The 25,678-nt window shown below is 64.3% G+C and carries 25 protein-coding genes; 4 read left to right on the top strand and 21 right to left on the bottom strand.

Features of this window, described 5'->3' with window-relative positions:
- Positions 1 to 7 precede the first annotated feature (7 nt).
- The 9 genes from trpB to leuC form a co-directional block, all read right to left on the bottom strand.
- Positions 8 to 1,201: a tryptophan synthase subunit beta gene (gene trpB, locus AC1Z32_RS26200; RefSeq protein ID WP_483481764.1), complete on the bottom strand. Its 1,194-nt coding sequence runs from the start codon at positions 1,199 to 1,201 to the stop codon at positions 8 to 10.
- Between the two features lie 49 nt (positions 1,202 to 1,250).
- Entirely contained in the window at positions 1,251 to 1,919 is a 669-nt protein-coding gene (locus tag AC1Z32_RS26195; RefSeq protein ID WP_483481763.1) for a phosphoribosylanthranilate isomerase, read from the bottom strand.
- Entirely contained in the window at positions 1,916 to 2,719 is an 804-nt protein-coding gene (gene truA / locus AC1Z32_RS26190; protein ID WP_483481762.1) for a tRNA pseudouridine(38-40) synthase TruA, read from the bottom strand. Before truA ends, AC1Z32_RS26195 begins: the two co-directional genes overlap by 4 nt.
- Position 2,720: 1 nt before the next feature.
- Positions 2,721 to 4,811 carry a FimV/HubP family polar landmark protein gene (locus tag AC1Z32_RS26185; protein ID WP_483481761.1) on the bottom strand — a complete coding sequence of 697 codons (2,091 nt, stop codon included), beginning with the start codon at positions 4,809 to 4,811 and terminating at the stop codon, positions 2,721 to 2,723.
- A 152-nt stretch (positions 4,812 to 4,963) separates the two neighbouring features.
- Positions 4,964 to 6,085 (bottom strand): aspartate-semialdehyde dehydrogenase, encoded by a 1,122-nt coding sequence (gene asd, locus AC1Z32_RS26180; RefSeq protein ID WP_483481760.1) that lies wholly within the window; start codon positions 6,083 to 6,085, stop codon positions 4,964 to 4,966.
- A gap of 82 nt (positions 6,086 to 6,167) precedes the next feature.
- Positions 6,168 to 6,323: a hypothetical protein gene (locus AC1Z32_RS26175; protein WP_483481759.1), complete on the bottom strand. Its 156-nt coding sequence runs from the start codon at positions 6,321 to 6,323 to the stop codon at positions 6,168 to 6,170.
- 147 nt (positions 6,324 to 6,470) lie between these two features.
- Positions 6,471 to 7,538, bottom strand: coding sequence for a 3-isopropylmalate dehydrogenase (gene leuB / locus AC1Z32_RS26170; RefSeq protein WP_483481758.1), 1,068 nt, complete (start codon positions 7,536 to 7,538; stop codon positions 6,471 to 6,473).
- A 23-nt stretch (positions 7,539 to 7,561) separates the two neighbouring features.
- On the bottom strand, positions 7,562 to 8,212 hold the full coding sequence (gene leuD / locus AC1Z32_RS26165) for a 3-isopropylmalate dehydratase small subunit (protein ID WP_483481757.1): 651 nt from the start codon (positions 8,210 to 8,212) through the stop codon (positions 7,562 to 7,564).
- 19 nt (positions 8,213 to 8,231) lie between these two features.
- On the bottom strand, positions 8,232 to 9,641 hold the full coding sequence (leuC, locus tag AC1Z32_RS26160) for a 3-isopropylmalate dehydratase large subunit (protein ID WP_483481756.1): 1,410 nt from the start codon (positions 9,639 to 9,641) through the stop codon (positions 8,232 to 8,234).
- A gap of 219 nt (positions 9,642 to 9,860) precedes the next feature.
- On the opposite strand from leuC, the gene AC1Z32_RS26155 reads away from it, so the two are divergent.
- Complete coding sequence (locus tag AC1Z32_RS26155) at positions 9,861 to 10,604, top strand: alpha/beta fold hydrolase (RefSeq protein ID WP_483481755.1); 744 nt, start codon at positions 9,861 to 9,863, stop codon at positions 10,602 to 10,604.
- A gap of 10 nt (positions 10,605 to 10,614) precedes the next feature.
- On the opposite strand, the gene AC1Z32_RS26150 is transcribed toward AC1Z32_RS26155, so the two are convergent.
- Genes AC1Z32_RS26150 through AC1Z32_RS26125 form a run of 6 tightly spaced genes read right to left on the bottom strand, consistent with a single transcriptional unit; the run spans position 10,615 to position 18,750 of the window.
- Complete coding sequence (locus AC1Z32_RS26150; RefSeq protein ID WP_483481754.1) at positions 10,615 to 11,550, bottom strand: hydroxymethylglutaryl-CoA lyase; 936 nt, start codon at positions 11,548 to 11,550, stop codon at positions 10,615 to 10,617.
- A gap of 13 nt (positions 11,551 to 11,563) precedes the next feature.
- Positions 11,564 to 12,925 (bottom strand): MFS transporter, encoded by a 1,362-nt coding sequence (locus AC1Z32_RS26145; protein WP_483481753.1) that lies wholly within the window; start codon positions 12,923 to 12,925, stop codon positions 11,564 to 11,566.
- A 51-nt stretch (positions 12,926 to 12,976) separates the two neighbouring features.
- On the bottom strand, positions 12,977 to 13,789 hold the full coding sequence (locus AC1Z32_RS26140; protein ID WP_483481752.1) for an enoyl-CoA hydratase-related protein: 813 nt from the start codon (positions 13,787 to 13,789) through the stop codon (positions 12,977 to 12,979).
- Positions 13,786 to 14,937, bottom strand: coding sequence for a CaiB/BaiF CoA transferase family protein (locus tag AC1Z32_RS26135; protein WP_483481751.1), 1,152 nt, complete (start codon positions 14,935 to 14,937; stop codon positions 13,786 to 13,788). Before AC1Z32_RS26135 ends, AC1Z32_RS26140 begins: the two co-directional genes overlap by 4 nt.
- Positions 14,938 to 14,951: 14 nt before the next feature.
- Positions 14,952 to 16,700: a hydantoinase B/oxoprolinase family protein gene (locus AC1Z32_RS26130; protein ID WP_483481750.1), complete on the bottom strand. Its 1,749-nt coding sequence runs from the start codon at positions 16,698 to 16,700 to the stop codon at positions 14,952 to 14,954.
- Positions 16,701 to 16,704: 4 nt separating this feature from the next.
- Positions 16,705 to 18,750 carry a hydantoinase/oxoprolinase family protein gene (locus AC1Z32_RS26125; protein WP_483481749.1) on the bottom strand — a complete coding sequence of 682 codons (2,046 nt, stop codon included), beginning with the start codon at positions 18,748 to 18,750 and terminating at the stop codon, positions 16,705 to 16,707.
- A 202-nt stretch (positions 18,751 to 18,952) separates the two neighbouring features.
- Here AC1Z32_RS26125 and AC1Z32_RS26120 point away from each other — a divergent pair, with 202 nt between their 5' ends.
- From AC1Z32_RS26120 to AC1Z32_RS26110, 3 genes are all read left to right on the top strand, one after another.
- A complete protein-coding gene (locus AC1Z32_RS26120; protein ID WP_483481748.1) occupies positions 18,953 to 19,903 on the top strand; it encodes a LysR family transcriptional regulator in 951 nt (316 codons plus the stop codon).
- 150 nt (positions 19,904 to 20,053) lie between these two features.
- Complete coding sequence (locus tag AC1Z32_RS26115) at positions 20,054 to 20,302, top strand: AbrB/MazE/SpoVT family DNA-binding domain-containing protein (RefSeq protein WP_483481747.1); 249 nt, start codon at positions 20,054 to 20,056, stop codon at positions 20,300 to 20,302.
- Positions 20,296 to 20,616, top strand: coding sequence for a type II toxin-antitoxin system PemK/MazF family toxin (locus tag AC1Z32_RS26110; RefSeq protein WP_483481746.1), 321 nt, complete (start codon positions 20,296 to 20,298; stop codon positions 20,614 to 20,616). The genes AC1Z32_RS26115 and AC1Z32_RS26110 overlap by 7 nt, the downstream gene beginning before the upstream one ends.
- A 102-nt stretch (positions 20,617 to 20,718) precedes the next feature.
- Here AC1Z32_RS26110 and gltA read toward each other — a convergent pair whose 3' ends face one another.
- The 6 genes from gltA to sdhC form a co-directional block, all read right to left on the bottom strand.
- Positions 20,719 to 22,020, bottom strand: a complete 1,302-nt coding sequence (gene gltA / locus AC1Z32_RS26105) for a citrate synthase (protein ID WP_483481745.1) — start codon at positions 22,018 to 22,020, stop codon at positions 20,719 to 20,721.
- A gap of 136 nt (positions 22,021 to 22,156) precedes the next feature.
- Positions 22,157 to 22,426, bottom strand: a complete 270-nt coding sequence (locus tag AC1Z32_RS26100; protein ID WP_062613327.1) for an FAD assembly factor SdhE — start codon at positions 22,424 to 22,426, stop codon at positions 22,157 to 22,159.
- Position 22,427: 1 nt separating this feature from the next.
- Positions 22,428 to 23,129: a succinate dehydrogenase iron-sulfur subunit gene (locus tag AC1Z32_RS26095; protein WP_014193767.1), complete on the bottom strand. Its 702-nt coding sequence runs from the start codon at positions 23,127 to 23,129 to the stop codon at positions 22,428 to 22,430.
- Between the two features lie 22 nt (positions 23,130 to 23,151).
- Positions 23,152 to 24,927: a succinate dehydrogenase flavoprotein subunit gene (gene sdhA, locus AC1Z32_RS26090; RefSeq protein WP_483481744.1), complete on the bottom strand. Its 1,776-nt coding sequence runs from the start codon at positions 24,925 to 24,927 to the stop codon at positions 23,152 to 23,154.
- Positions 24,928 to 24,932: 5 nt separating this feature from the next.
- The gene (gene sdhD / locus AC1Z32_RS26085; protein WP_483481743.1) at positions 24,933 to 25,301 is read right to left on the bottom strand and encodes a succinate dehydrogenase, hydrophobic membrane anchor protein; all 369 of its coding nucleotides are present in this window, start codon (positions 25,299 to 25,301) and stop codon (positions 24,933 to 24,935) included.
- Positions 25,302 to 25,303: 2 nt separating this feature from the next.
- Positions 25,304 to 25,678: succinate dehydrogenase, cytochrome b556 subunit (gene sdhC / locus AC1Z32_RS26080; RefSeq protein WP_483481742.1), on the bottom strand; the 375-nt coding region annotated here is incomplete at its 5' end.

Below are 25,678 nucleotides of genomic sequence, written 5' to 3'. Positions count from 1 at the left end.
CGGAGGCTCAGAACTGGATGCCCGATCGCTCGGCGACCGTATGCATGTCCTTGTCGCCCCGGCCCGACAGATTGACGAGCAGCACCTTGTCGCGCGGCAGCGTCTTTGCGAGCTTCGCGCCGTAGGCGAGCGCGTGGCTCGATTCCAGCGCCGGGATGATGCCTTCGATGCGGCAGCAGTCGTGGAAGGCCTTGAGCGCTTCCTCGTCGGTGATGCCGACATATTCCGCGCGGCCCGCGTCCTTCAGCCACGCGTGCTCCGGACCGACGCCCGGATAGTCGAGCCCCGCCGACACCGAATGCGTCTCGATGATCTGGCCGTTCTCGTCCTGAAGCAGATACGTGCGGTTGCCGTGCAGCACGCCGGGGCTGCCGCCCATCAGCGAAGCCGCGTGACGGCCCGTATCGATGCCATCGCCCGCTGCCTCTACGCCGATCAACTTGACGTCTTTATCGTCGATATACGGATAAAAGATGCCCATCGCGTTCGACCCGCCGCCCACGCACGCGATCACCGCATCCGGCTGGCGGCCGGCCATTTCGGGCATTTGCACCCGGCATTCGTCGCCGATCACGCGTTGGAAGTCGCGCACCATCATCGGATAAGGATGCGGGCCCGCCACCGTGCCGATGATGTAGAACGTGTTCTCGACGTTCGTCACCCAGTCGCGCATGGCTTCGTTGAGCGCATCCTTGAGCGTCTTCGAGCCGGATTCGACCGGCACGACCGTCGCGCCCAAAAGCTTCATGCGATAGACATTCGCCGCCTGGCGACGCACGTCCTCGGCGCCCATGTACACCACGCATTCCATGCCGAAGCGTGCCGCGATGGTCGCCGTCGCTACGCCGTGCTGGCCTGCGCCGGTTTCCGCGATCACGCGCGGCTTGCCCATCTTGCGCGCGAGCAGCGCCTGGCCGATCACGTTATTGACCTTGTGCGCGCCCGTGTGATTCAGATCTTCGCGCTTCAGATAAAGCTGCGCGCCGCCGAGCATTTCGCTCCAGCGCTTCGCGTGATAAATCGGCGACGGACGGCCCACGTAATGCTTGAGCTCGTACTCGTATTCAGCCTGAAATTCGGGGTCTTTTTGAGCCGCCTCATACGCGACGCGCAATTCATCGAGCGCGTGGATGAGCGTTTCGGAGACGAACACGCCTCCATATTGGCCGAAGTGGCCTCTTTCGTCTGGCAAGTTGTACATTGCGTCACTCTCTCGGTTACGCGAGCCGGAAATGCGGCTCACGTTCGAATCACCCGGCATCCGCCTCGCGCACCGCGCGCACGAATGCCGCCATTCGGGCGGGATCTTTCACGCCCTTGGCGCCCGGCACTTCGATGCCGCTCGAGACATCGACCGCGTACGGGCGCACACGCCGAATGGCGTCACTGACGTTTTGCGCGTTCAACCCACCACTCAAAACGGCCCGATGCCCGAGATCTGTTGGGATAAGTGACCAATCGAATACCTTTCCACCGCCGCCGAAGCCCTCGACGAGAGCGTCGAGCAGAAGACCACCTGCGGCTTTGAACTTGAGAGACGATTCTATCAAATGGCTTGTAGACGCATCAGCCCCAATTCGCAGCGCGCGCCAATAGGATAAACCCGCAATTGCCGCGAGTTCCTCGCACTGTTCGGGGGTTTCGTCGCCGTGGAATTGCAGCAGCGAAAGCGGCACATTCGACGTGACTTCGCGAATCCATTCGGGCGTCGCGTTGACGAACAGTCCGACCGCCGATACGAGCGGCGGCACGTGCCGCGCCAACTCGACCGCCTGCGCGACGCTCACGGAGCGCGGGCTCGGCGGATAGAACACGAAGCCCACGCCGTCGGCGCCGAGCGCGACGGCGTGTTGCACGTCCTCGACGCGCGACAGTCCGCACAGCTTGATGCGGGTGCGATGCAAATCTCGTTCGGTCATTTAGGCTCTGCCCAGATTGCGCTCCAGGGCATGGCGGCGATATGCGGCGGCGGCACCGCGAAGTGTTCAGGATAACCGACCCCGGCGAGATACAGCCCGTCCGGCATGAAGGTCGGGGCGGCGGCGCGGCGGTCGCGCGCGGCGAGCACATCCGCCATCCACGTCGACGGATGACGGCCTCGCCCGATCGCGACGAAGCATCCCATCAGGTTGCGCACCATGTGATGCAGGAATGCGTTGGCGCGAAAGCGGAAATGGATGAAGTCGCCCTGCTCGCGCACGTCGATCTGATAGACGTGCTTCACGGGCGTCTTCGACTGGCAATCGGCCGCGCGGAACGACGAAAAATCGTGCGCGCCAATGAGGCACGCGGCGGAATCGCGTATCGCGTCGACATCCAGCGGCGTGTGCACCCAGCCCGCGCGTTTCGCCAGCATGGGTGAACGCACCGGATTGACATACAGAACGTAAAAATAAGTGCGCTCGAAGGCCGCGAAGCGCGCGTGAAAATCGTCGGGCATCGGCTTCGCCCACTGCACGGCGACGGTATCCGGCAAAAACGCGTTCGTGCCGCGCACCCACGAGAACTCGGTGCGATCGAGGTCGGTATCGAAATGAACGACCTGGCCGATACCGTGCACGCCCGTATCCGTGCGCCCGGCCACGACGGTCGAGAGCGGCGTCTGCGCGAACTCGGCGAGCGCGCGCTCGAGCTCGTTCTGCACCGTCTTGCCGTGCGGCTGCGACTGCCAGCCGCAAAACGCCGAACCGTCGTACTGGATGCCTAAAGCGATGCGCATCTCAGGAATGCGGCGCGAGCGTCGACAGGAGCGTGGCGGCCTGCTGGCGCGTGGCCGGATCGTTCGATTCGATCACTTCCTGAAGCAAGGTGCGCGCGCCGGAGAGATCGCCCAGCTCGATGTATTCAGCCGCCAGTTCGAGCTTGTTGCGCGCGATCGTCGCCAGTTGCGCGGGCGTCAGCGCGGGCATGGATTCGGTCGAGGTCGACGCCGTGCCCAGGTCGAAATCGAGGCTCAGCGGGCCGAATTTCGTCGCGCCGAGACCCGCGACCGACGCCGCGCCGGCCGTGCCCGCTTCGATCTGCGACGCCACCGACTGCGACTGCACCTGCGCCTGCCGCGCCGGAGCGAGCCGGCCCACCGGCTGAGGAACGAACGGCGCCTGCTCGATCGGCGGCGCGCCTGCTGGCGACGGCTCGAATGCGGCGGGCGCCTTCCCGGCCGGCGGCGTTACAGGCTCGGCGACGGCGGGCGGCTTGATCGTCAGCTCCATGCGCGGCGGCAGTTCCATTTCGAGCGAGCCGAGCGCCTGAATCGCGTCCTGAGGAAACTTCGGCATCGGGAAACGATGCGCGACCACGAGTTCCTCGTCCGGCGCGATGCCCGACTGCTCCGCTTCTCGCGCTGCCTGCTCCTCGACGTCGCGTTGCTCGGCCGCGCGCTGCTCGGCGGCCTGCTCTTCGGCGGCGCGCGCCTGAAGCTCGCGCAGTTCGGCCTCGCGCGCGATGATTTCGCGCGCCGCCGCCTCGCGCGCCAACTCCTCGCGCTCGGTCACCTGACGCATCTCGGCTTCGCGCTCGGCCATTTCGCGCGTGAGCGCTTCGCGAGCGGCGGCTTCGCGCGCGCGAACTTCACGCTCCTCGGCTTCCTGGACCGCTGCTTGACGCGCCGCGGCCTCACGCTCCTCGATTTCCCACTTTTCGGCCTCGCGGCGGGCCGCTTCGCGCGCGGCAATCTCGCGGGCGTGCTGTTCATGCTGCTCGTGGGTTTCCGCTTCGCTGGCGGGCGCTACGGGCGGGGGCGGCACGAAATCGGCATGACGGGCAGCGGGCGCGACGGGCGCGAACGGCTCGTCGTGCGCCGGGTCTGCCTGTGCGGCCAGTTCGGCAGGCTTCGCTTCCGTCGCTGGCGGCAGCTCATCCTCGGAGGATGTGGCGGGCGCTTGAGGCGCATCCGCGTGTTCGATGCTCGCCGCGACCGCGTCCAACCCAGGCTGATCGCGCGCGACGGATGCGCCTTCGAGATTGGCCGCCGCGCCTGCCGCGCCTGTCACGCCTGCCGCCCCAGCCTCACGCGCCTTGCGCAGCGCTTCGTTACGCCGGTCCGCGTCGGCTTGGGCTTCCTCGAGGCTCGAGAACGTCCGTGGAGCGCGATCGACGTCGGAACCGGTGCCGGTGTGGATTGCCGCGCGCCGCTTGCCGCGTCGCATCCAGAGGAGCAGAACCCCGATCAGCACGATCACCGCACCGACGATGAACGGCGTGAGCCCGATGACCGCAGGCGCGACACCGCTGCCCCTCGCCGGAGCGGATGCCGCGCCGGCGGGCGCGCTCGCAGGCGCCTGAGCCGAAGCCGCGACTTCGGGTTGCGCCTCCGGCGCGCTCGCTTGCGACTCGACTGCCGACGCAGCCGCACCGGCCGACGCCGCAGCCTCGCTTTCGGACGCAGACGCAACCGGCGCCGGAGCGCCGGCGGAAGCGGGCTCGGGCGTGGCGGCGGGCGCACTTTCCTGCGCCGCGGGTGCCGAAGCCGCGCCCGGCGCGGCGCCGCTCAGATCCGCGGGCACATTCAGCACCGCGCCGAGCTTCAGCTTGTTGATGTCGTGATTTCCAAACGCGTTCGGATTGGCGTCGAACAGCGCACGCGCCGCGCGCGCGCGAACGTCGCGATCCTTCGAGCCGGTGAGCTCGCCAGCGATATCGCTCAGCGACTGCCCCGGTTTGACCGCGTATGTCTGCCCTGTCGGGGCATCGCTCGGCTGGGCGAGCGCATCGCCGGGATTCGCCCAGAAAATCGCGCAGACGGCGAGGCTTGCCGCGGCGAGCGCCGCACGCGATGACGAAAGGAGAGACCGGCGAGGTCGTTGGATCATTGAGACTCCGGGTACGGCAAAAATTGAAACGTAAGGCGAGAAAACCGTTCGGTAAACACGCTTTTGCAATAAAACTGCACACAAAAACAAAAAGCGCCGCGAGAAACGCGACGCTTTCGGTCTGGCACGCGCTTCCAGGCGCGTAGTTTACTTTACTTGTCGAGCAGAATGCGCAGCATGCGGCGCAGCGGCTCGGCGGCGCCCCACAACAGTTGATCTCCGACAGTGAATGCCGACAGATACTCGCCGCCCATCGCGAGCTTGCGCACACGACCGACCGGCACCGTCAGCGTGCCCGTGACGACCGCGGGCGAGAGATCGCGCATCGACGCTTCGCGCTCGTTCGGCACGACCTTCACCCAGTCGTTCGCCGATGCGAGGATGCCGTGCACTTCGTCGAGCGGCACGTCCTTCGTGAGCTTGATGGTGAGCGCCTGCGAATGGCAGCGCATCGCGCCGATACGCACGCAAAGGCCATCGACGGGAATCGAGCCCGGCGTGCCCATCGCGGGCTTGCCGAGAATCTTGTTGGTTTCCGCGCCGCCCTTCCACTCTTCCTTCGACATGCCGTTGCCGAGGTCCTTGTCGATCCACGGAATCAGCGAGCCCGCGAGCGGCACGCCGAAATGGTCGGTCGGCATGGCGTCGCTGTTCATGGTGGCGAGCACCTTGCGGTCGATATCGAGAATCGCCGACGACGGGTTCGCCAGATCGTCCTTCACGGCATTGTTCAGCGCGCCCATTTGCGCGAGCAGCTCGCGCATGTTTTGCGCGCCCGCGCCCGACGCGGCCTGATAGGTCATCGCCGTCGTCCACTCGACGAGGTTCTCGCGGAACAGACCGCCCAGCGCCATCAGCATCAGGCTGACCGTGCAGTTGCCGCCGATGAAATCGCGGCCGCCCTTCACGAGCGAATCCTTGATGACACCAAGGTTGACCGGGTCGAGGATGATGACCGCGTCGTCCTTCATGCGCAGCGCCGATGCCGCGTCGATCCAGTAGCCCTTCCAGCCCGCCGCGCGCAGCTTCGGATACACCTCGTTGGTGTAGTCGCCGCCCTGGCACGTGATGATGGCGTCGCACTTCTTCAGGTCGTCGATGCTCGTTGCATCTTTGAGCTTCGTCTCGTTTTTGGCGAACGACGGCGCGTTGCCGCCCGCATTGCTGGTGCTGAAGAACACCGGTTCGATCAAGTCGAAATCGCCTTCCTGCTGCATGCGCTGCATCAGGACGCTGCCGACCATGCCGCGCCAACCAACGAGACCTACGTTCATGACTAACCTTTGACTGTGGACACTTCCCCGCATCTTTACCCGGCGTGGCCGCGCGGGGAAGACGCTCGGACACGAGGGACGATCAGCGAATCGTGATCGCTTTGATGGAGATTTTCGTAATGCGCGTTTTTGCCGTGGCTTCGATAGCCACGATGCGCGTGATGATGGCGAGATCCGTCGCGCAAGCTTCAGCGCCGCGATCGATGGAATCCAGAGAGAATTGGGAGTTCTTCGCCATGATTTTTGCAGTCTACACGAAACTTTCGCGTTTTCGTGAGCCTGATGCTGCACTTGCGTGAAATTCGTGCGGATCGTGCGCGAACATCGGGGAAAAAGAGACGATCGACCGTTTTTCAACGGCAAACGGCCGATCGATTTTCGGAATTTACAGCGCCTTCAGCACCGCGTCGCCCATTTCCTTCGTGCCGACGACCTTGCCGTCAGCCGTCGCGATATCGCCGGTGCGGTAGCCCTGCTCGAGCACCTTCTTCACGGCGGTTTCAATGCGGTCGGCCTGCTCGGTCTTGCCGAGCGAATAGCGCAGCATCATCGCGGCGGAGAGGATGGTTGCGAGCGGATTGGCGACACCCTTGCCCGCGATATCCGGCGCGGAGCCGTGCGACGGCTCGTACAGCCCCTTGTTGTTCTTGTCGAGCGACGCCGAAGGCAGCATGCCGATGGAGCCGGTCAGCATCGCGGCTTCGTCGGAGAGAATATCGCCGAACATATTGCCGGTCACGACCACGTCGAACGCCTTGGGCGCCTTGACGAGCTGCATCGCCGCGTTATCGACGTACATGTGCGACAGTTCGACGTCCGGATATTCCTTGGCCACCTCGATCATCGTGTCGCGCCACAGTTGCGACGTTTCGAGCACGTTGGCCTTGTCGACGCTCGTCAGCTTCTTCTGGCGCTTCTGCGCCGCGGCAAACGCGACGTGCGCGATGCGGCGCACTTCGGGCTCCGAATAACGCATGGTGTCGAAGCCTTCCTTCGCGCCTTCGAACGGGCCGTCCGGCGCATCGCGCAGGCCGCGCGGCGCACCGAAGTAGATGTCGCCGTTCAGCTCACGGACGATGAGAATATCGAGACCCGAGACGATCTCCGGCTTCAATGACGACGCGCCCGTCAGCTGCGGATAGCAGATCGCCGGACGGAAGTTCGCGAAGAGTTGCAGATGCTTGCGCAGGCCGAGAATAGCCTGCTCGGGACGCAGCGCGCGCTCGAGCTTGTCGTATTTCCAGTCGCCGACGGCGCCGAACAGGATCGCGTCGGCTTCCTTCGCGAGCGCGAGCGTCGAGTCGGGCAGCGGATGACCCTTCGCCTCGTAGCCCGCGCCGCCGACGGGCGCCTCTTCCAGCTCGAACTTCTCGCCGAGCGCGTTCAGGACCTTGACCGCTTCGGCGGTGATTTCGGGACCGATCCCGTCGCCGGGTAGGACTGCGATTTTCATGTGTCTCTTTCCTTTATGCGTGTTTATCCGACGAGCCGGTTATTCAACCACGGCTGCTTCGCGAGGCGCTCGGCTTCGAACTGCTTGATCTTGTCCGCGTGACGCAGCGTGAGGCCGATGTCGTCGAAACCGTTCAGCAGACAGAATTTGCGGAAACCCGGCACTTCGAACGCATACTCGGTGCCGTCACCCGTGCGCACGACTTGCGCTTCGAGATCAATCGTCAACTGGAAACCGACGAACGCGTACGTCTCGTTGAACAGCTTGTCGACCTGCTGCTCCGTCAGCACGACCGGCAGCAAGCCGTTCTTGAAGCAGTTGTTGTAGAAGATATCCGCGAAGCTCGGCGCGATGATCGCGCGAAAGCCGTACTGATCCAGCGCCCACGGCGCGTGCTCGCGCGAACTGCCGCAGCCGAAGTTCTTGCGCGTCAGCAGAATCGACGCGCCCTGATAGCGCGGCTGATTCAGCACGAAGTCCGGATTCAGCGGACGTTTGCTGTTGTCCTGGCCGGGCTGGCCGACATCGAGATAACGCCATTCGTCGAACGCATTCGGGCCGAAGCCCGTGCGCTTGATCGACTTCAGGAACTGCTTCGGGATGATCGCGTCCGTGTCGACGTTCTCGCGATCCAGCGGCGCGACGAGGCCGCTATGCACAATGAATTTTTCCATGACGTTCGGACCTTTCCAGTTAAGCGAGCTTGCGGACGTCGACGAAGTGGCCTTCGATCGCGGCGGCGGCGGCCATCGCGGGGCTCACGAGATGCGTGCGTCCGCCCGCGCCCTGACGGCCTTCGAAGTTGCGGTTCGAGGTCGATGCGCAGCGCTCGCCCGGCTCCAGGCGGTCGGCGTTCATCGCGAGGCACATCGAGCAGCCCGGCTCGCGCCATTCGAAGCCGGCGTTCGTGAAGATCTTGTCGAGACCTTCGCGCTCGGCTTGCGCCTTCACGAGGCCCGAGCCCGGCACGACCATCGCGAGACGAATATTCGATGCCACGCGCTTGCCCAGCGACTTCACGACATACGCGGCCGCGCGCAGGTCTTCGATACGCGCGTTCGTGCACGAGCCGATGAAAATCTTGTCCGGCTGGATCGATTCGATTGGCGTGTTCGGTTGCAGCGCCATGTAGGTCAGCGCGCGTTCCATCGCATCGCGCTTGACGGGGTCCTTTTCCTTCTCGGGATCCGGCACGCGGCCGTCGATCGACGTGACCATTTCCGGCGACGTGCCCCACGTCACTTGCGGCACGATCTCGGCGGCATTGATCTCGACGACGCGATCGAACTGCGCGCCTTCGTCCGACTTGAACTGGCGCCAGTACTCGGCCGCCTGATTCCACTCGACGCCCTGCGGCGAGTACGGACGATCCTTCAGATAGTTGATGGTGGTGTCATCCACGGCGACCATGCCGGCGCGCGCGCCCGCTTCGATCGCCATGTTGCAGACGGTCATGCGGCCTTCCATCGTCAGCGAACGGATGGTCGAGCCGCCGAATTCGATGGCGTAGCCCGTGCCGCCCGCCGTGCCGATCTTGCCGATGATCGCGAGCACGATGTCCTTCGCCGTGCAACCGCGCGGCAACGCGCCTTCCACCTTCACGAGCATGTTCTTGCTCTTCTTCTGCAGGAGCGTTTGCGTGGCGAGCACGTGCTCCACTTCCGACGTGCCGATGCCGTGCGCGAGCGCGCCGAACGCGCCGTGCGTGGACGTGTGCGAGTCGCCGCAGACGATCGTCATGCCGGGCAGCGTGGCGCCCTGCTCCGGCCCGATGATGTGCACGATGCCCTGGCGCAGGTCGTTCATCTTGAACTGCGTGATGCCGAAGCTATCGCAGTTTGCGTCGAGCGTATCGACCTGCAGCTTCGAGACGGGATCGGCGATGCCGTGCGAACGGTCGGTTGTCGGCACGTTGTGGTCCGACACCGCCAGATTCGCGCTGATGCGCCACACCGGACGCTCGGCGAGCTTCAGGCCTTCGAAGGCCTGCGGGCTCGTCACTTCATGCAGCAGGTGACGGTCGATGTAGAGGATCGAGGTGCCGTCCTCTTCCGTGTGGACGACGTGCGTGTTCCACAGTTTGTCGTAGAGAGTCTGTGCCATGGTGAGCGCTTTCGTGTATGACTGCGGGGATGGGTTTGACCACTTGTGGGTCGATTATGCCACCGTCAAGGGGCGCCCGGGTAGTACCAGTCTACGAAAAAATCCAATAAAAACAGTGGCTTGCGTGGTGGCAACAGTACCCGGATAAACACTACCCGGATGACTGCGGGCGTCGTTCGCTGATACGATCGGCGGCGGCGAGACAACCGGAGAATCGCGATGACAAAAGAAGAAACCGCCCGCAGCACGTTTTTGCTGATCCACGGCGCATGGCATGGCGGCTGGTGCTGGCGCTTCGTCGTCGACAGGCTCGTGGCGCGCGGTCATCGCGTGTTCGCGCCGACGCTGACCGGGCTCGGCGAGCGCCGGCATCTGCTCGAAGCGGCGACGTCGCTCGATGTATGCATCGAGGACATCGAAAATCTGATCGAAGCGGAAGAGTTGACGGACGTCGTTATCGTGGGACACAGCTTCGGCGGGCTGGTCGCTTCGGGCGTCGCGGACCGCGTGCCGCAGCCGATCCGCTCGCTCGTGTTTCTCGACAGTCTGCTCGTCGAAAGCGGACAGGCGGGGTTCGATGTGCTGCCACCGAGCGTCGTCGAGGAGCGCATGAAGGCGGTGAAAGCGAGCGGCCAGACGCTCGCGATGCCCGTGAACGGACTCGTGGGCACGGGCATACCGGAGGACCATCCGCTTGCGGGATGGGTGCGCCGCCGCCTGACGCCGCATCCGCTCGCGACCTACACGACGCCGCTCGCGCTGAAGCATCCGTTGGGCAACGGCCTGCCCTGCACCTACGTGCATTGCGCGAATCCGTCATACGACACGCTCGCGCCCGTGCGCGAGCGCGTCAAGGTGCTGCCCGGCTGGGCCTGGGAGTCGATCGATACCGGACACGACGCGATGGTGCTCGCGCCGGATCTGCTCGTCGATCTGCTGGAACGGCTGGCGGCCCGGTCCTAGCGCACACGCGTCAAGCCGCCACGGCCTCCGCCCGCGCGAACGTCTTCGGCAGGCCCGCGCGGGCGATGGCGCCCGTGAACGGCTCGCCCGGCAGCCATGCGGACACGCTCTCGCGGATCGCCAGCAGCTTGTCGATGTCGATGCCCGTTGTCATGCCCTGCGCTTCGAGCATGAACACGGTGTCCTCGGTGTTGATGTTGCCCGTCGCGTTCGGCGCGAACGGGCAGCCGCCGAGACCGCCGAGCGAGGCATCGAACGCGCGCACGCCCGCATCGAGCGCGGCCATCACGTTGGCGAGGCCGAGGCCGCGCGTATCGTGGAAATGGCAGGCTACCGGCACATCCCCCACCAGCGACATGACCTGACGCATCAGCGCGTAGACCTGCGCGGGATTCGCATAGCCGACGGTATCGGCGATGGTGATTTCTCCCGCGCCCGCCTCGATGAGCGTCTCGACGAGCCCGAGCACGATGCGCTCGTCCACCTCGCCCGCGATCGTGCAACCGAACGCCGTCGCCACGCCCGCGCCGAGCACGACGCCCCGAGCGGCATCGTCGCGCGCCGCGACGATGCGCGCGAAATCCTCTACCGAGTCCGCCGTGCTGCGCCGCACGTTCTTCATGTTGTGCTCGTTGCTCGCGGAAAGCACGTAGTGCACCTTCCGCAAGCCGACCTCGAACGCGCGTTGCGCGCCTTTGAGGTTCGGCACGAGCGCCGCCGCATGAAGGCCGTCGATGGCGAGCGCGCCCGCCGCGACCTCGACCGCGTCCGCGAACTGCGGCACGATCTTCGGCGGCACGAAGGACGTCACTTCGATATCGCGCACGCCCGCATCGACCATCCGCGCGCACCATGCGAGCTTCTGTTCGCTCGTGAGAATCGTGCGCACCATCTGCAAGCCGTCCCGCAAGCCGACTTCGCGAATCTGCACTGCTGCATCAGTCATCGTTCTTGTCCAGTCAAATGGTTGCATCCGCCACTGCTTCGCCGCTTTCTTCCTTGTGGCCGTCGTCTGAAGGCGCGGCCGAGGTCGAAGGCGCGAGCACCACGGCCGCGATGGCGCCGATCACCATCAGGACCGCGATCGCGCCGAGGCCGCCCGCCATGCTGTTGGTCATGGTCTTGATCGAGCCGATGATCATCGGGCTCACGAAGCCGCCGAGCAGGCCCAGGCAGTTGATCATCGCGACGCCGCCCGCCGCGCCGCTGCCGCGGATGTAGTCCGTCGAGATCGCCCAGATGAGGGGATTGGGCGCGAGGATGCCCGCCGTCGCCACCGACAGCGCGACCAGCGAGAGCGCCAGATTGCCGCCCGTGAACGCCGCGGCGACAAGCCCCGCCGCGCCGAACAGCATCGCGATCGCGCAGTGCCAGCGGCGCTCCATCGTGCGGTCCGAATGACGGTTCAGCGTGATGAGCGCGATCCAGCTCACGAAGTACGGAATCGCCGAATAGCAGCCGATCTGCAACGCGCTCGACACGCCCGCGCTCTTGATGAGCGTCGGCAGCCAGAAGCCGATCGCGAACACGCCCGCGATCTGCGTGAACCACACGAAACCCATCACATAGACGCGATAGTCCGCGAGCGCGCGCCCGAACGTATGCTCCGCATGCTTCGCCGACACGCTCGAACTCTTGCGGATGTCATCCTGCACGAGCGCCTTCTCGCCTTCGGTGAGCCATTTCGCCTTCTGCGGGGAATCGTCGAGGAAGAAGAACGCGGCCACGCCGAGCACGCTCGCGGGCAAGCCTTGCACGATGAACATCCACTGCCAGCCGTGCAGCCCGAACCAGCCGTTGAAGTAGGTCATCAGCGCGCCCGACAGCGGCCCGCCAAAGAGACCCGCGATGCCCGTCGCGCATGTGAAGATCGCGATGACCTTCGCGCGCCGCTCGACCGGATACCAGCGCGTCAGATAGAAAATCACGCCGGGATACAGCCCCGCTTCGGCAAGGCCGAGGAAAAAGCGCACGGTATAGAGATGCGAAGGCAGCGTGACGAACGCCGTCGCCGATGCGATCAAGCCCCACAGGATCATGATGCGCGAGAACGTGCGCTTCACGCCGATGCGCGCGAGCAGCAGATTGCTCGGCACTTCCATCAGCACGTAGCCGAGAAAGAAGATGCCGGCGCCGACGCTATAGGTGAGATCGCTGAAGCCGACATCGTGCTTCATGTCGAGCTGCGCAATGCCGATGTTGATGCGATCGAGAAACGCGAACACGTAGCACAGGAACAAAAACGGGATCAGCCTGCGCGTGATCTTGCCGTAGGTCGCTTCCGCCTGCGGTCTGTCGAAACTGCCGATATCGGGGTTCATGTCTGTCTCCTCCGGTGTTTCCGGGTGTTGTGTCGGCCGTCGCGTGGCTGGCTAGCGGCCTTTGAATTGAGGCGAGCGCTTTTCGTTGTAGGCGCTGATTCCTTCGAGCCGGTCTTCCGTCGGAATCAGGCGGTTATACGCTTCGATCTCCAGGTAAAGGCCGGTGCGCAGATCGCCCTGCATGCCGAGGTCGATGGCCTTCTTCGCCTGCGCAACCGAAAGCGGCGCGCTCGTGCAGATGTCGCGCGCGGCGTCGATGGCGTCGGCGAGCACGCGGCCCGGCTCGCACAGGCGATTGACGACGCCCCACGCGAGCGCTTCATCGGCGGAAAAACGTGCGCCGCGGAAGATCAGCTCTTTCGCGCGCCGCGCGCCGATGGTGCGCGGCAACTGCTGCGTGCCGCCGCCGCCCGGCATGATGCCGCGCTTCACTTCGGTAAAGCCGAACACCGCGTTCTTCGCGGCATACGCGAAGTCGCACGCGAGCAGCAGTTCGAGCCCGCCCGCCACCGCCGAGCCGTTCGCCGCGCAGATGACCGGCACCGGGCAATACGTGAGCGCGCGGTTCATGCGCTCGAACAGATAGTGCTGCACGCCGAACTGCTCGTCGGTCATGCCTTCGCGCTGCTTGAGATCCGCGCCGCCGCAGAACGCGCGCTCGCCCGCGCCCGTGAGGATCACGCAGCGATACTGCGCCGGGTCCGCTTCGAGGGCGCCGAATACGCGGATCAGTTCGTGGCCCATCGTCGTGCTGATCGCGTTCGACACTTCCGGGCGATTCAGCGTGACGACGAGAATCTGTTGATCGATTTCTTCGAGGGTCAGCGTGTCGAGCGCGCTGCCCAGTTGCGATGCAATCTTCAAGGTGTCTCCAGTGGCGCTTTCGCCAGCAGATGGTTGTGTTCGCCGAGCTTCGGCGTGACGCCGGTATGCGCGGGCCGCGCGCCGCCGAATGAAATCGGCACGCCTACGACGGTCGCCGCGCCGTCGTCGGTCGTGCGCAGCAGGTCGAGCGCTTTCGTCTGCTCGTGCGCGACGACCTGATCGATCGTCTGGATCGGCCCGCACGGAATGCCGGCCGCATCGAGCGCCGCGAGCCAGTGCGCCGTGCCCTCTTTGCGAAACTCGAGGTGCAGCAGGTCGATCAGCTCGACGCGATTGGAGACGCGCGCGCCGTTGGTGACGAAGCGCGCATCGTCCGCGAGCGCGGGCACCGCGAGCACGTCGCAAAGACGCCGGAACAGGCGGTCGTTGCCGGCCGCGACCATGATGGTGCCGTCGGCGCATTCGAACGCCTGATGCGGCACGATCGCCGCCGTGCCCGAGCCCCAGCGTCCGGGCAGCACGCCCGACGCCAGATAGTCGGCGATCTGGATGCCCGCCCAGCTGATCGCGGTCTCGTAGAGCGACACCGACACGATCTCGCCCGCGCCGCTCGCCTGCCGCCGGAAGAGCGCGGCGAGCACGCCGATGGCCGCCCACAATCCCGTGCCCATATCGTTCACCGACACGGGGATGCGCGACAGCGGCTCGCCCGGCTGACCGAGAAAGCTCATCAGGCCGGACAGCGCCTGCACGAGAGGATCGTAACCGGGCTTGTCGCGCAGCGGTCCGGCGCTGCCGAACGCCCCGAGATTGCAGTAGACGAGCGAGGGCTTCATGCGCAGCATCGCTTCGCCGCCGAGACCGTACTTCTCCGTGCCGCCCGCCTTCAGGTTCTGCAGGACGACATCGGCGCGGCGCGCGATCAACTCGCGCAGCGCTTGCGCTTCATCGGCATTCGACAGCGACATCGCGATGCTCGACTTGCCGTGGTTCACCGCATGAAAGAGCGCGGCGGCGCCATCGACGAAAGGCGGGCCCCAGTCGCGCGCGTAATCGCCGCCCTCCGCGCTTTCGATCTTGATGACCTCCGCGCCCAGCGAGCCGAGAATCATGCCCGCGTAAGGCGCGGCGAGACTGTGGCCGATCTCGACCACGCACACGCCCGCGAGCGGCAAGGGCTTCGTCATGTCCGCATCCATGCTCATTCGGCCGCCACCGCGAGCGATGCGTCCGCGCTTTCCGCCGCGAGCGCGTTCCCGCGATCGCCGTAGAGACGCGCGGCGGCATCGGCGCTGATGTAGCCATCGGCGATATCGGCCGCGACACGATCGTGTTCGCGTTCGCGCGGATCGCCATAGCCGCCGCTGCCCGCCGGCTGCACCATCACGCGATCGCCGCGATACACGACCGTCTGCCCGCCCTTCGCCGCGACCCGGTGCTCGCTGCCGTCCGCGCGCTGCACGATGCAGTGGAAGCGCGTGCCGGGCAGTCCGCCGAAATGGCCCTCGGGCGCCGAGCGGCCGCGCTCGCCGGACACCGTGAAGGTCGCTTCGTCATACTCCACACGATACACGCGCCGCGACGTGAGCCCGCCGCGCCGCCTTCCGGCGCCGCCGCTGTCCGTCACGAGCGACCATTCCTCGACGACGAGCGGCGAAGTCGTCTCGATCATCTCGATCGACTGGCTGCCCGCATTGCCCACGTACACGCGCACGCCGCTCACGCCGTCCTTTTGCGCACGCGCGCCCATGCCGCCCGCGTGGACATCGTGCATCGTGACGAACTCCTGGCCCGTTCGCGCGATGCGCGCGGCGTCCGTGTCGCGTCCGCTGAAGATGCCCGCGCACGACGCGCAGTTGCTCTGCCCCGTGATGCGCTCCGGCACCGCCGGCGCGAGCGCCTTCAGCAGCAGGTCGATGACGCGCGGCGACGTCTCCGTATTGCCCGACACGACCGATGCCGGATAGCGGCAGTTCAGCACGCTGCCTTCGGGCGCGATGATCGTCACCGGCCGATAACATCCCTGGTTGATCGGAATGCCCGGATCGGTCAGCGCCTTCACCGTGAACCACGTGCTGTTGCACGTGACGGACAGCGGACAGTTGATGCCGCCGCGCACCTGCGCGCCCGTACCGGTGTAATCGAATGTGATGTGGTCGCCCTCCTTCGTGATCTTCACTTTCAGGAGCGGCCGTTCCTGTTTCCAGCCCGGCGCTTCGATCGGATCGAGATACTCCTCGGCTTCGTACACGCCGTCCGGAATGCGCGCGATTTCCGCGCGAATCAGCTTCTCCGAATGATCGAGGCTCTGGCTCATCACTTCGGCGAGCGCTTCGGCGCCGTACTTCGCGACGAGTTCGCCGATACGCCTGTCGCCGACGAACGTGCCCGCGTATTGCGCCTGAATGTCGAGCAGCAGCTCATGCGCGTTGCGGCTGTTTTTCGTGAGCAGGTTGAGCATGTCCTGCACCGGCTCGTCGTTGCGATACAAAAAGACCGGCGGAATGCGGATGCCTTCCGCGAACACGTCCCACGTCGTGACCGTGTAGCTGCCCGGCGATTGCCCGCCGATATCGGTCCAGTGCCCGCGCGTCATCACGAACGCGACGATCCTGCCGTCCGCGAAGACCGGACGCGTGAACTGCACGTCGGGCTGATGATTGCCGCCGCCGACATACGCGTCGTTGCTGATGATCACGTCGCCGGGGCGCAGGTTCTCGCGGCCCACCGCTTCGACGGAGACGCGCGTCGAGATGACCGCGGAGCCGAGCATCGTCGGGATGTCGTTGCCTTGCGCGATGAGCTGCATGTCGGCGTCGAAGATCGCGGCCGACGAGTCGCCGCTCGCGTGCATCAGCGGGCTGCCCGCCGTGCGCATCATCGCGATCTTCATTTCACGCGCGACCGCGAAGAGACTGCTGCGAATGATTTCGTATGTAACGATGTCCATGAATTCAGGCTGCCAGTTCAATGACGAGGTTGAGGTCAGGATCGACGCGCGCGACATGCGACGCCTTCAGCACCGCGCAACTGCTGTGCTCTTCGATCACGGCTGGCCCTTCGATCGTCGCGCCGACGGGAATCTCGGTGCGCGCGAACACGGGCAGCGTGCGCACGCCGCCGTCGAAATACACGTCGCGCGTGCGGACCGGCTTCGGCACGATGCCGCCATCGCGCCCCGCGACGCCGCCGCGCCAGCCCGTGCTCGTCACGAGTTGCAGACGCACGTTGGCGACGACGACCGGCTTGTCCTTGCTGACGAAGTTCCATTGCCGCTGATGCGCGCGCTCGAACGCCTGTGCGAGCGCGGCGCGGATGCCTTGCGCCTCGTCCTGCACTTCGACGGTGATCACGTCGGGCTGGCCGGCGTAGCGGCAATCCGCGAGACGCACGACTTTCACGCCGTCACGATCGACGCCATGACGCGCGAGCTCTTCCATGCCTTGCGCCGTGAGTTCGTCGAGCGCCTGATGCAGCGCGGCATCGTCGATCATGGCGAGATCGCTTTCGAGCGGCCGCTGATAGTCGTATTGCTGGTCCGCGACCGTCATGCCGAACGCGCTGAAGAGGCCGGGCAGCGGCGGGATCACCACGCGCCGGATACCCATTTCGTGCGCCAGATCGACCGCGTGCACGGGTCCCGCGCCGCCGTAGCAGATGTACGAGAACTCGCGCGGATCGTAGCCGCGTTCGACGGTCATGATGCGGATGGCCTGCGCCATCAGCGCATTCGCGACCGAGCGCACGACTTGCGCGGCTTCCGGCACCGACACGCCCAAAGGCTTCGCAATGACGTCCTCGACCACGCGCCAGGCCGCCTTCGCATCGAGCTTGAATTCGCCGCCGAGGAAGCTGTCGGGATCGATATAGCCGAGCACGAGATTGCAGTCCGTCACGGTCGGGCGCGTGCCGCCGCGTCCGTAGCATGCGGGGCCGGGATCGGCGCCCGCGCTTTCCGGTCCGATGCGCACGCCGCCGCCCGCGTCGATCCAGACGATGGAGCCGCCGCCCGCGCCGACCGAATCGATATCGATGCTCGGCGAGCGCACGGTGTAGGTATGCAGGAGACTCTTGTTGCGCAGCTCGGGACGGAAATCGCGGATCAGCGAGACATCGAAGGTCGTGCCGCCCATATCGCCGAGAATCGCGTTCTTGAGCTCGCTCTTCTCGCAGTTGCGAATCGCCGCGGAGACGCCGCCCGCCGGACCCGATTCGAGCAGCACGATGGGCTTGTCCGCGACCATCGCCGGACTCGCGAGACCGCCATTCGATTGCATGAACAGAAACTTGCCCGCGAAGCCGAGTTGCGCGAGCGCGTTGATGAGCCGCCCGATGTAGCGCCCGCACACGGGGCCGAGCATCGCGTTGATGACGGTCGAGCTCGCGCGCTCGTACTCCATCGCTTCCGGATTGACTTCGTGCGATGCGCAGATGAAGCGGTCGGGCAGCAGGCGCCGCAGCGTATCGACGGCTTCGCGCTCGTGTTGCGGATTCACGTGCGCGTGCAGGAAACACACGGCGACCGCTTCGATATCCGACTCGCGGATCTCATCGGCGAGCGCTTCGAGGCCGGCCTGATCGAGCGGCATCTCGACGCGCCCGTCATAACGCAGGCGCTCGCTCACTTCGAGCCGCCAGCGGCGCTCGACGAGCGGACGCGGGTTGTCGAACAGCAGGTCGTACAGATCGGCGCGGTCGTGCCGCGAGACGCGTCGCAGCTCGAGCACGTCGCGGAAGCCGCGCGTCGTGATGAGGGCCGTTTTCGCGCCCGTGCCTTCGACGACCATGTTGGTCGCCATCGTCGTGCCGTGTCCGAGGAAGGACACGTCCTCGCTGCGCGTGCCCGAAAGCTCCAGAATCTTGCGGAAACCTTCGATCGTTCCGACGACGCGGTCCTTCGGCGTCGTCGGCACTTTGGTCGACCAGATCTTCCCCGTCTGGTCATCCACCATCACGACATCGGTGAAGGTGCCGCCGACATCGATACCGATTCTTTTCAATTTGCCTCTCTCCATGTGGATGCGTTTGCTGGCCATGTCCGTTTGCTCGCACGGCGCGCGTTCCGGCTATGATCGAGCCGCGCCGATGGGCGCGGGCCGCACGCGTTGCATGCGATGAACATCGACCGAGCCAGTTTAAAGAGGCATCGACGCGGCCAGATAATGAAACCTTCCGATCAGGTGAGAAGCTGGAGTTATATCGGTGATAACCAGTATCGATGCGATTCTGAGGAGACTTCGCGGCAATCACGTCGCGCTTCTGATCGCGCTAGACGATCACGGCTCGCTGCGCCGCGCGGCGCAACAGGTATCGCTGTCGCAGCCCGCGACGACGAAATCCCTGCGTGAAATCGAGGCGATGTTCGGCACGGAGCTATTCGCGCGCTCGCCGCGCGGCATCGTGCCGAACGAACTCGGACGCTGCGTGATCCGTCATGCGCGCGCGGTGCGCTCGGAGATCGGCGCATTGCGCGACGAGCTCGCCGCGATCATGCGCGGCGGCGGCGGCACGCTCGCCATCGGCGCCGTAATGGGCTCGATGCCCGTGTGGCTCACGCCGATCCTCAAATCACTACGCGACGTGCAGCCGGATATTTCCGTCGAAGTGTGGGAAGACAACAGCGCGCGGCTCTTGTCGATGCTCGATCAGCGCCTGCTCGATCTCGTGATCGGGCGGCCGAGCATCAGCGTGCATCCGGAGGCTTACGACTTCATTCCGCTCGAAGTGGAGGAAGTGTGCTTCGTCGTCGATGGCGGCGATCCGCTCGCACGCGAGGAGCACGTGTCGCTGGCGGATCTGGGCGACAACCCGTGGATCGTGCCGCAAGCCACGCTGCCGATGCGCTCGCTGCTCGAACAGTTGTTCGACGATGCGGACGTGCCGTTTCCGCGTTACGCGATCGAGACGTCATCGACGTTCGCGACCTTGTCGCTGCTGCGATCCGGCGCGGGAACGGTCGGGCTGATGCCGCTGAAGGTGGCGCAGTATTTCGAGGAGCACGGGCTGGTGGCCGTGCTGCCGATTCGCGTGGAGCGGCGTGGCGCGCCTTATGGCATCGCGACGCGCAAGGGCGCGACACTGACGCAGCCGGTGCAGCGGTTTATCGAGTTGTGTGTGGGGAAGCGGGATGGGGATTCGATGCGCGCGGATTGAATCGCACGGGTGAAGCTCTTATTGAGCCCGCAGGATGGCCTAACCCGTTTGGTCGACTGTTCTCCGTATGAGCGAGGTCGTATCGTGGATTGACGACTCGCCGCACACGGTAATAACATTGTAAATACAAGAACAGCCATGATCGATCACATGAAAACCACCATCCGAAAGATGGGCAACTCACAGGGCGTGCTGATTCCCAAGCCGTTTCTGGCGCAATTGGGGCTGGAGAACGAGGTGGAGATGAACGTCGAAGATGACGCGATCGTACTGCGTCGACCTCGAACCAACGCCCGCCAAGGTTGGGCAGAAGCCAGCAAATCTATCGCCGCAGCTTCGGATGACACGCTGGTCATGGGCGAGTTCGGCAACGAGGATGATACGGAGCTCGAATGGTAGCGCGCGGTGACATCTGGCTTGTGGCGCTCGATCCGACTCTTGGCAGTGAGATTCAGAAGACACGACCATGCGTGGTCGTTTCGCCGCCGGAATTGCACGACCACTTGCGCACTGTCATCGTGGCGCCCATGACCTCGAAAGGCACCTCGGCGCCTTTTCGCATTCCCCTGTCGTTCAGGCGAAAGGAGGGGTTGATCCTTTTGGATCAGATACGCACCGTGGACAAGATACGACTCTTGAAAAAGGAAGGCACCGTAGCCGAGAAGACACTCGCAGATGCGTTACACACGCTGCAAGAAGTGTTTGCAGTTTGAATGCAGCGCTATGCATGATCTTCCGCCGCAGCGGAACCTCTTAAACAAAAAGCCCCGGCGATCACTCGCCGGGGCTTTCCCGATCAACCTACTGCGATCCGCTTACCGCTTCGCCAGCGGCTTCACTTCACGCGGCGTCTGGCCAATGAACAGCTGACGCGGACGACCAATCTTCTGCTCCGGATCCGCAATCATCTCGTTCCACTGCGCGATCCAGCCGACCGTACGCGCCATCGCGAAGATACACGTGAACATCGAGGTCGGGATGCCCAGCGCGCGCTGCACGATGCCCGAATAGAAGTCGACGTTCGGGTACAGCTTGCGCGACACGAAGTATTCGTCTTCCAGCGCGATCTTTTCCAGCTCCATCGCGAGCTTGAAGAGCGGATCGTCGTGCAGGCCGAGTTCGTTCAGCACTTCGTAGCACGTCTCGCGCATCAGCTTTGCGCGCGGGTCGTAGTTCTTGTACACGCGGTGACCGAAGCCCATCAGCTTCACGCCCGAGTTCTTGTCCTTCACCTGCTTGATGAACTCGGGAATGTTGTCGACCGAGCCGATCTCTTCCAGCATGTTCAGCGCGGCTTCATTCGCGCCGCCGTGCGCCGGGCCCCACAGACACGCGATACCGGCCGCGATACACGCGAACGGATTCGCGCCCGACGAACCGGCCAGACGCACCGTGGAGGTCGACGCATTCTGCTCGTGATCGGCGTGCAGGATCAGGATGCGGTCGAGTGCGCGCACGAGCACGTCGTTGACCTTGTACTCTTCGCACGGGTTCGAGAACATCATGTGCATGAAGTTCGCGCTGTACGACAGCTCGTTCTTCGGATACACGAACGGCTGGCCGATGCTGAACTTGTATGCCATCGCGACGAGCGTCGGCAGCTTCGCGATCATGCGAATGGCCGACACTTCACGGTGACGCGGATCGTTGATGTTCAGCGAGTCGTGATAGAACGCCGACAGCGCGCCCACAGCAGCCGTCAACACGGCCATCGGGTGCGCGTCGCGACGGAAGCCGCGGAAGAAGAAGTGCATCTGCTCGTGCACCATCGTGTGACGCGTAACCGTGTCCACGAATTCCTTGTTCTGCGCGGTGTTCGGCAGCTCGCCCTTCAACAGCAGATAGCAGGTCTCGAGGAAGTCGGCGTTCACGGCCAGCTGCTCGATCGGATAGCCGCGATACAGCAGCTCGCCCTTGTCGCCGTCGATGTAGGTGATCGCCGAATTGCAAGCCGCCGTCGACATGAAGCCCGGGTCATACGTGAACTTGCCGGTCTGACCGTACAACTTGCGGATGTCGATCACGTCCGGGCCCATCGTGCCCTTGTAGATCGGCATTTCGACGCTCGGCGAGTTGTCGCTGAACGATAGCGTGGCTTTAACATCTGACGGGGTCATAGCACATCCTCAATCGAAGTATGGGTACAGGTTTTCGATAATTTGCACGACGGAAGCTGCGCGGCAAAACTGTTCGATCGGCCTGTCTGTTCTACATCAGGCCTATTTTGCAAAACTCCGCGAATTCCTGCTGAAATCACACGGAGCGCAGCATTTCCAGCAGACGCCGCACGTCCGGCGTGGCGAGATCGCCTTCCGGTTCGGTGCGCGCGAGCAGCAGGTCCATCAATTCGTTGTCGCTCAGCTCCAGCAGGCGGGTCAAAGCGGCCACGTCGGCGTCACTGAGGTCATGCTCATATCGGCTGAAAAAACGCTCGAAGATCAGATCGTTTTCCAGCAAGCCGCGCCGCGCGCGCCAGCGAAGGCGCGCTCGGCGAAGGGGGTCGGACTGATGTGATTCGTCCATTTCAGACAGCCCGCCGCACCATCAATTCCTTGATCTTGCCGATCGCCTTGGTCGGGTTGAGCCCCTTCGGGCACACATCGACGCAATTCATGATCGTATGGCAACGGAACAGACGATACGGGTCTTCCAGGTTGTCGAGGCGTTCGCCCGTCGCCTGGTCGCGGCTGTCCGCGATGAAGCGATAGGCTTGCAGCAAGCCCGCCGGTCCCACGAACTTGTCCGGGTTCCACCAGAAGCTCGGGCACGACGTCGAGCAGCTCGCGCACAGAATGCACTCGTAGAGGCCATCCAGCTCATCGCGCTCCACGGGCGATTGCAGGCGTTCCTTTTCCGGCGGCGGCGTATCGTTGATCAGATACGGCTTGATCGAATGATACTGGTTGAAGAACTGCGTGAAATCGCAGATCAGGTCGCGCACCACCGGCAGACCCGGCAGCGGACGCAGCACGATCTTCTGCGGCAGTTCGTTCAGATTCGTCAGGCACGCGAGGCCGTTCTTGCCGTTGATGTTCATCGCGTCCGAACCGCACACGCCTTCGCGGCACGAGCGGCGGAACGACAGCGTCTCATCGACTTCTTTCAGCTTGACCAGCGCGTCGAGCAGCATGCGTTCATGCGTCAGATCGAGCTCGTACGTCTGCATGCGCGGCGCCGCGTCCTTGTCCGGATCGTAGCGATAGACTTCAAAAATTCTCTTTGCCATTTCGATTCTCTTCGTTCGTGCCTTAGAAGGTCCGCGCCTTCGGCGGCACCGATTCAACCGTCAGCGGCTTCATCTGCACCGGCTTGTAGTCGAGGCGATCGCCTTCGCTGAACCACAGCGAGTGGCGCATCCAGTTCTCGTCGTCGCGATGCTCGTAGTCGCTGTGCGCGTGCGCGCCGCGGCTTTCCTTGCGCGCTTCGGCCGAGACCATCGTCGCGCGCGCGACTTCGATCAGGTTCGCCAGTTCCAGCGCTTCGACCTTCGCCGTGTTGAACACCTTCGACTTGTCCTTCAGATGCACGTGCTTCACGCGCTCGGCCACTTCGGCGATCTTGCTGACGCCTTCTTCCAGCAGCTTCGCCGTGCGGAACACGCCCGCATGCGCCTGCATCGTCGAGCGGATGTCGTTGGCGATGCTCTGCGTGTATTCGCCCGAGGTCGACTTCTCCAGCACCGCGAGACGTTCCATCGCGAAGTCGGCGGCATCGGCCGGCAGCGGCTTGTGCTCTTTCATCTCGCTCGCGTGCTTGATGATGTGATTGCCCGCAGCACGCCCGAACACGACCAGATCGAGCAGCGAGTTCGTGCCCAGACGGTTCGCGCCGTGCACCGATACGCACGAGCATTCGCCCACCGCGTAGAAGCCGTTGACCGGATCGTTGTAGCCCTTGGCCGTGCCCACGACCTGACCGTGCATGTTCGTCGGAATACCGCCCATCTGATAGTGGATGGTCGGCACGACCGGAATCGGCTCCTTGATGCAGTCGACGTTCGCGAACTTCAGCGCGATCTCGCGAATCGACGGCAGACGCTTCATGATCGTCTCCGCGCCGATGTGCGACAGGTCCAGCAGCACGTGATCCTTGTTCGGACCCACGCCGCGGCCTTCCTTGATCTCCTGGTCCATCGAACGCGAGACGAAGTCGCGCGGTGCGAGATCCTTCAGCGTCGGCGCGTAGCGCTCCATGAAGCGATCGCCGTTCGCGTTACGCAAAATGCCGCCTTCGCCGCGCACGCCTTCGGTGATCAGCACGCCCGCGCCCGCCACGCCCGTCGGGTGGAACTGCCAGAACTCCATGTCCTGCAGCGCGATGCCCGAACGCGCGGCCATGCCAAGCCCGTCACCGGTATTGATGAACGCATTCGTCGATGCCGCGAAGATCCGGCCCGCGCCGCCCGTGGCGAACAGCGTCGTCTTGCCTTCGAGGATATAGACCTCGCCCGTTTCCATTTCGAGCGCGGTGACGCCGAGCACGTCGCCGTCGGCGTCGCGGATCAGGTCGAGTGCCATCCACTCGACGAAGAAGTGCGTCTTCGCCGCGACGTTCTGCTGATACAGCGTGTGCAGCAATGCGTGACCGGTACGGTCGGCCGCGGCGCATGCGCGTTGCACCGGCTTCTCGCCGTAGTTCGCCGTGTGACCGCCGAACGGGCGCTGATAGATCGTGCCATCCGGATTGCGGTCGAACGGCATGCCCATGTGCTCGAGCTCATAGACGGCATTGGGCGCTTCACGGCACATGAACTCGATCGCATCCTGGTCGCCGAGCCAGTCGGAGCCCTTGATGGTGTCGTAGAAGTGATAGTGCCAGTTGTCTTCGCTCATGTTGCCGAGCGAAGCGCCGATGCCGCCTTGCGCGGCCACGGTATGCGAGCGCGTCGGAAACACTTTCGACAGCACCGCGACGGAAAGCCCGGCGCGCGCGAGCTGCAGCGATGCGCGCATGCCCGATCCACCCGCACCGACGATGACCACGTCAAAGCGACGACGCGGCAGGGAAGTCTTGATTGCAGCCATGTTCTTTAAACTCTCCAGAGAATCTGTGCAGCGTAGCCGGCGCATCCGATGAGCCACAGGATGGTCAACACCTGCAGGAACAGGCGCAAGCCCATGGGCTTCACGTAGTCCATCCAGATGTCGCGAATGCCGACCCACGCGTGGTAGAAGAGGCAAAGCAAGGCTACAAAGGTGGCGAGCTTCATCCACTGGGTCGCGAAGATGCCCGCCCAGCCTTCATACGAGAAGTTGTGCGCGCCGAAGAACCAGAAGAGAAGAATGACGGTGTACACGGCCATCACGACCGCGGTGATGCGTTGCGCGAGCCAGTCGCGCAGACCGTAATGCGCGCCCACGACCAGGCGCTTCGGGCCGACTCGATTTTGCGTTGCCATGTTTAGAACACTCCGAAGATCTTGAGGGCCATCGCGAGCGTGAGCAACAGCGAAACGATCAGCACAACGAGCGCGGTCTGCTTGCCGCCTTCCTTGTTCACGCCGACATGCATGTCGAGAAACAGATAGCGGATGCCCGCGCAGAAGTGATGCAGATACGCCCACGACAGCACGAGCGTGACGATCTTGACGATGGGGTTGGCGAGGAAGCCCTTGAACGCGTCGAACGAGATTTCCGACGTGAGGCTCTGATCGAGCAGATACAGGATGAACGGCAGACACACGAAGAGCAAAAGCCCGCTGATGCGATGCAGGATCGATATCTTCCCTGCCAGCGGCAAGCGATACTTCGCGATTTGGCCGATCCCGATGTTCCG

Source organism: Caballeronia sp. 11_S32 (assembly GCF_056930355.1).
Note: the sequence above shows the minus strand (reverse complement) of the source record. Positions and strands in the feature narration are given on the sequence as shown.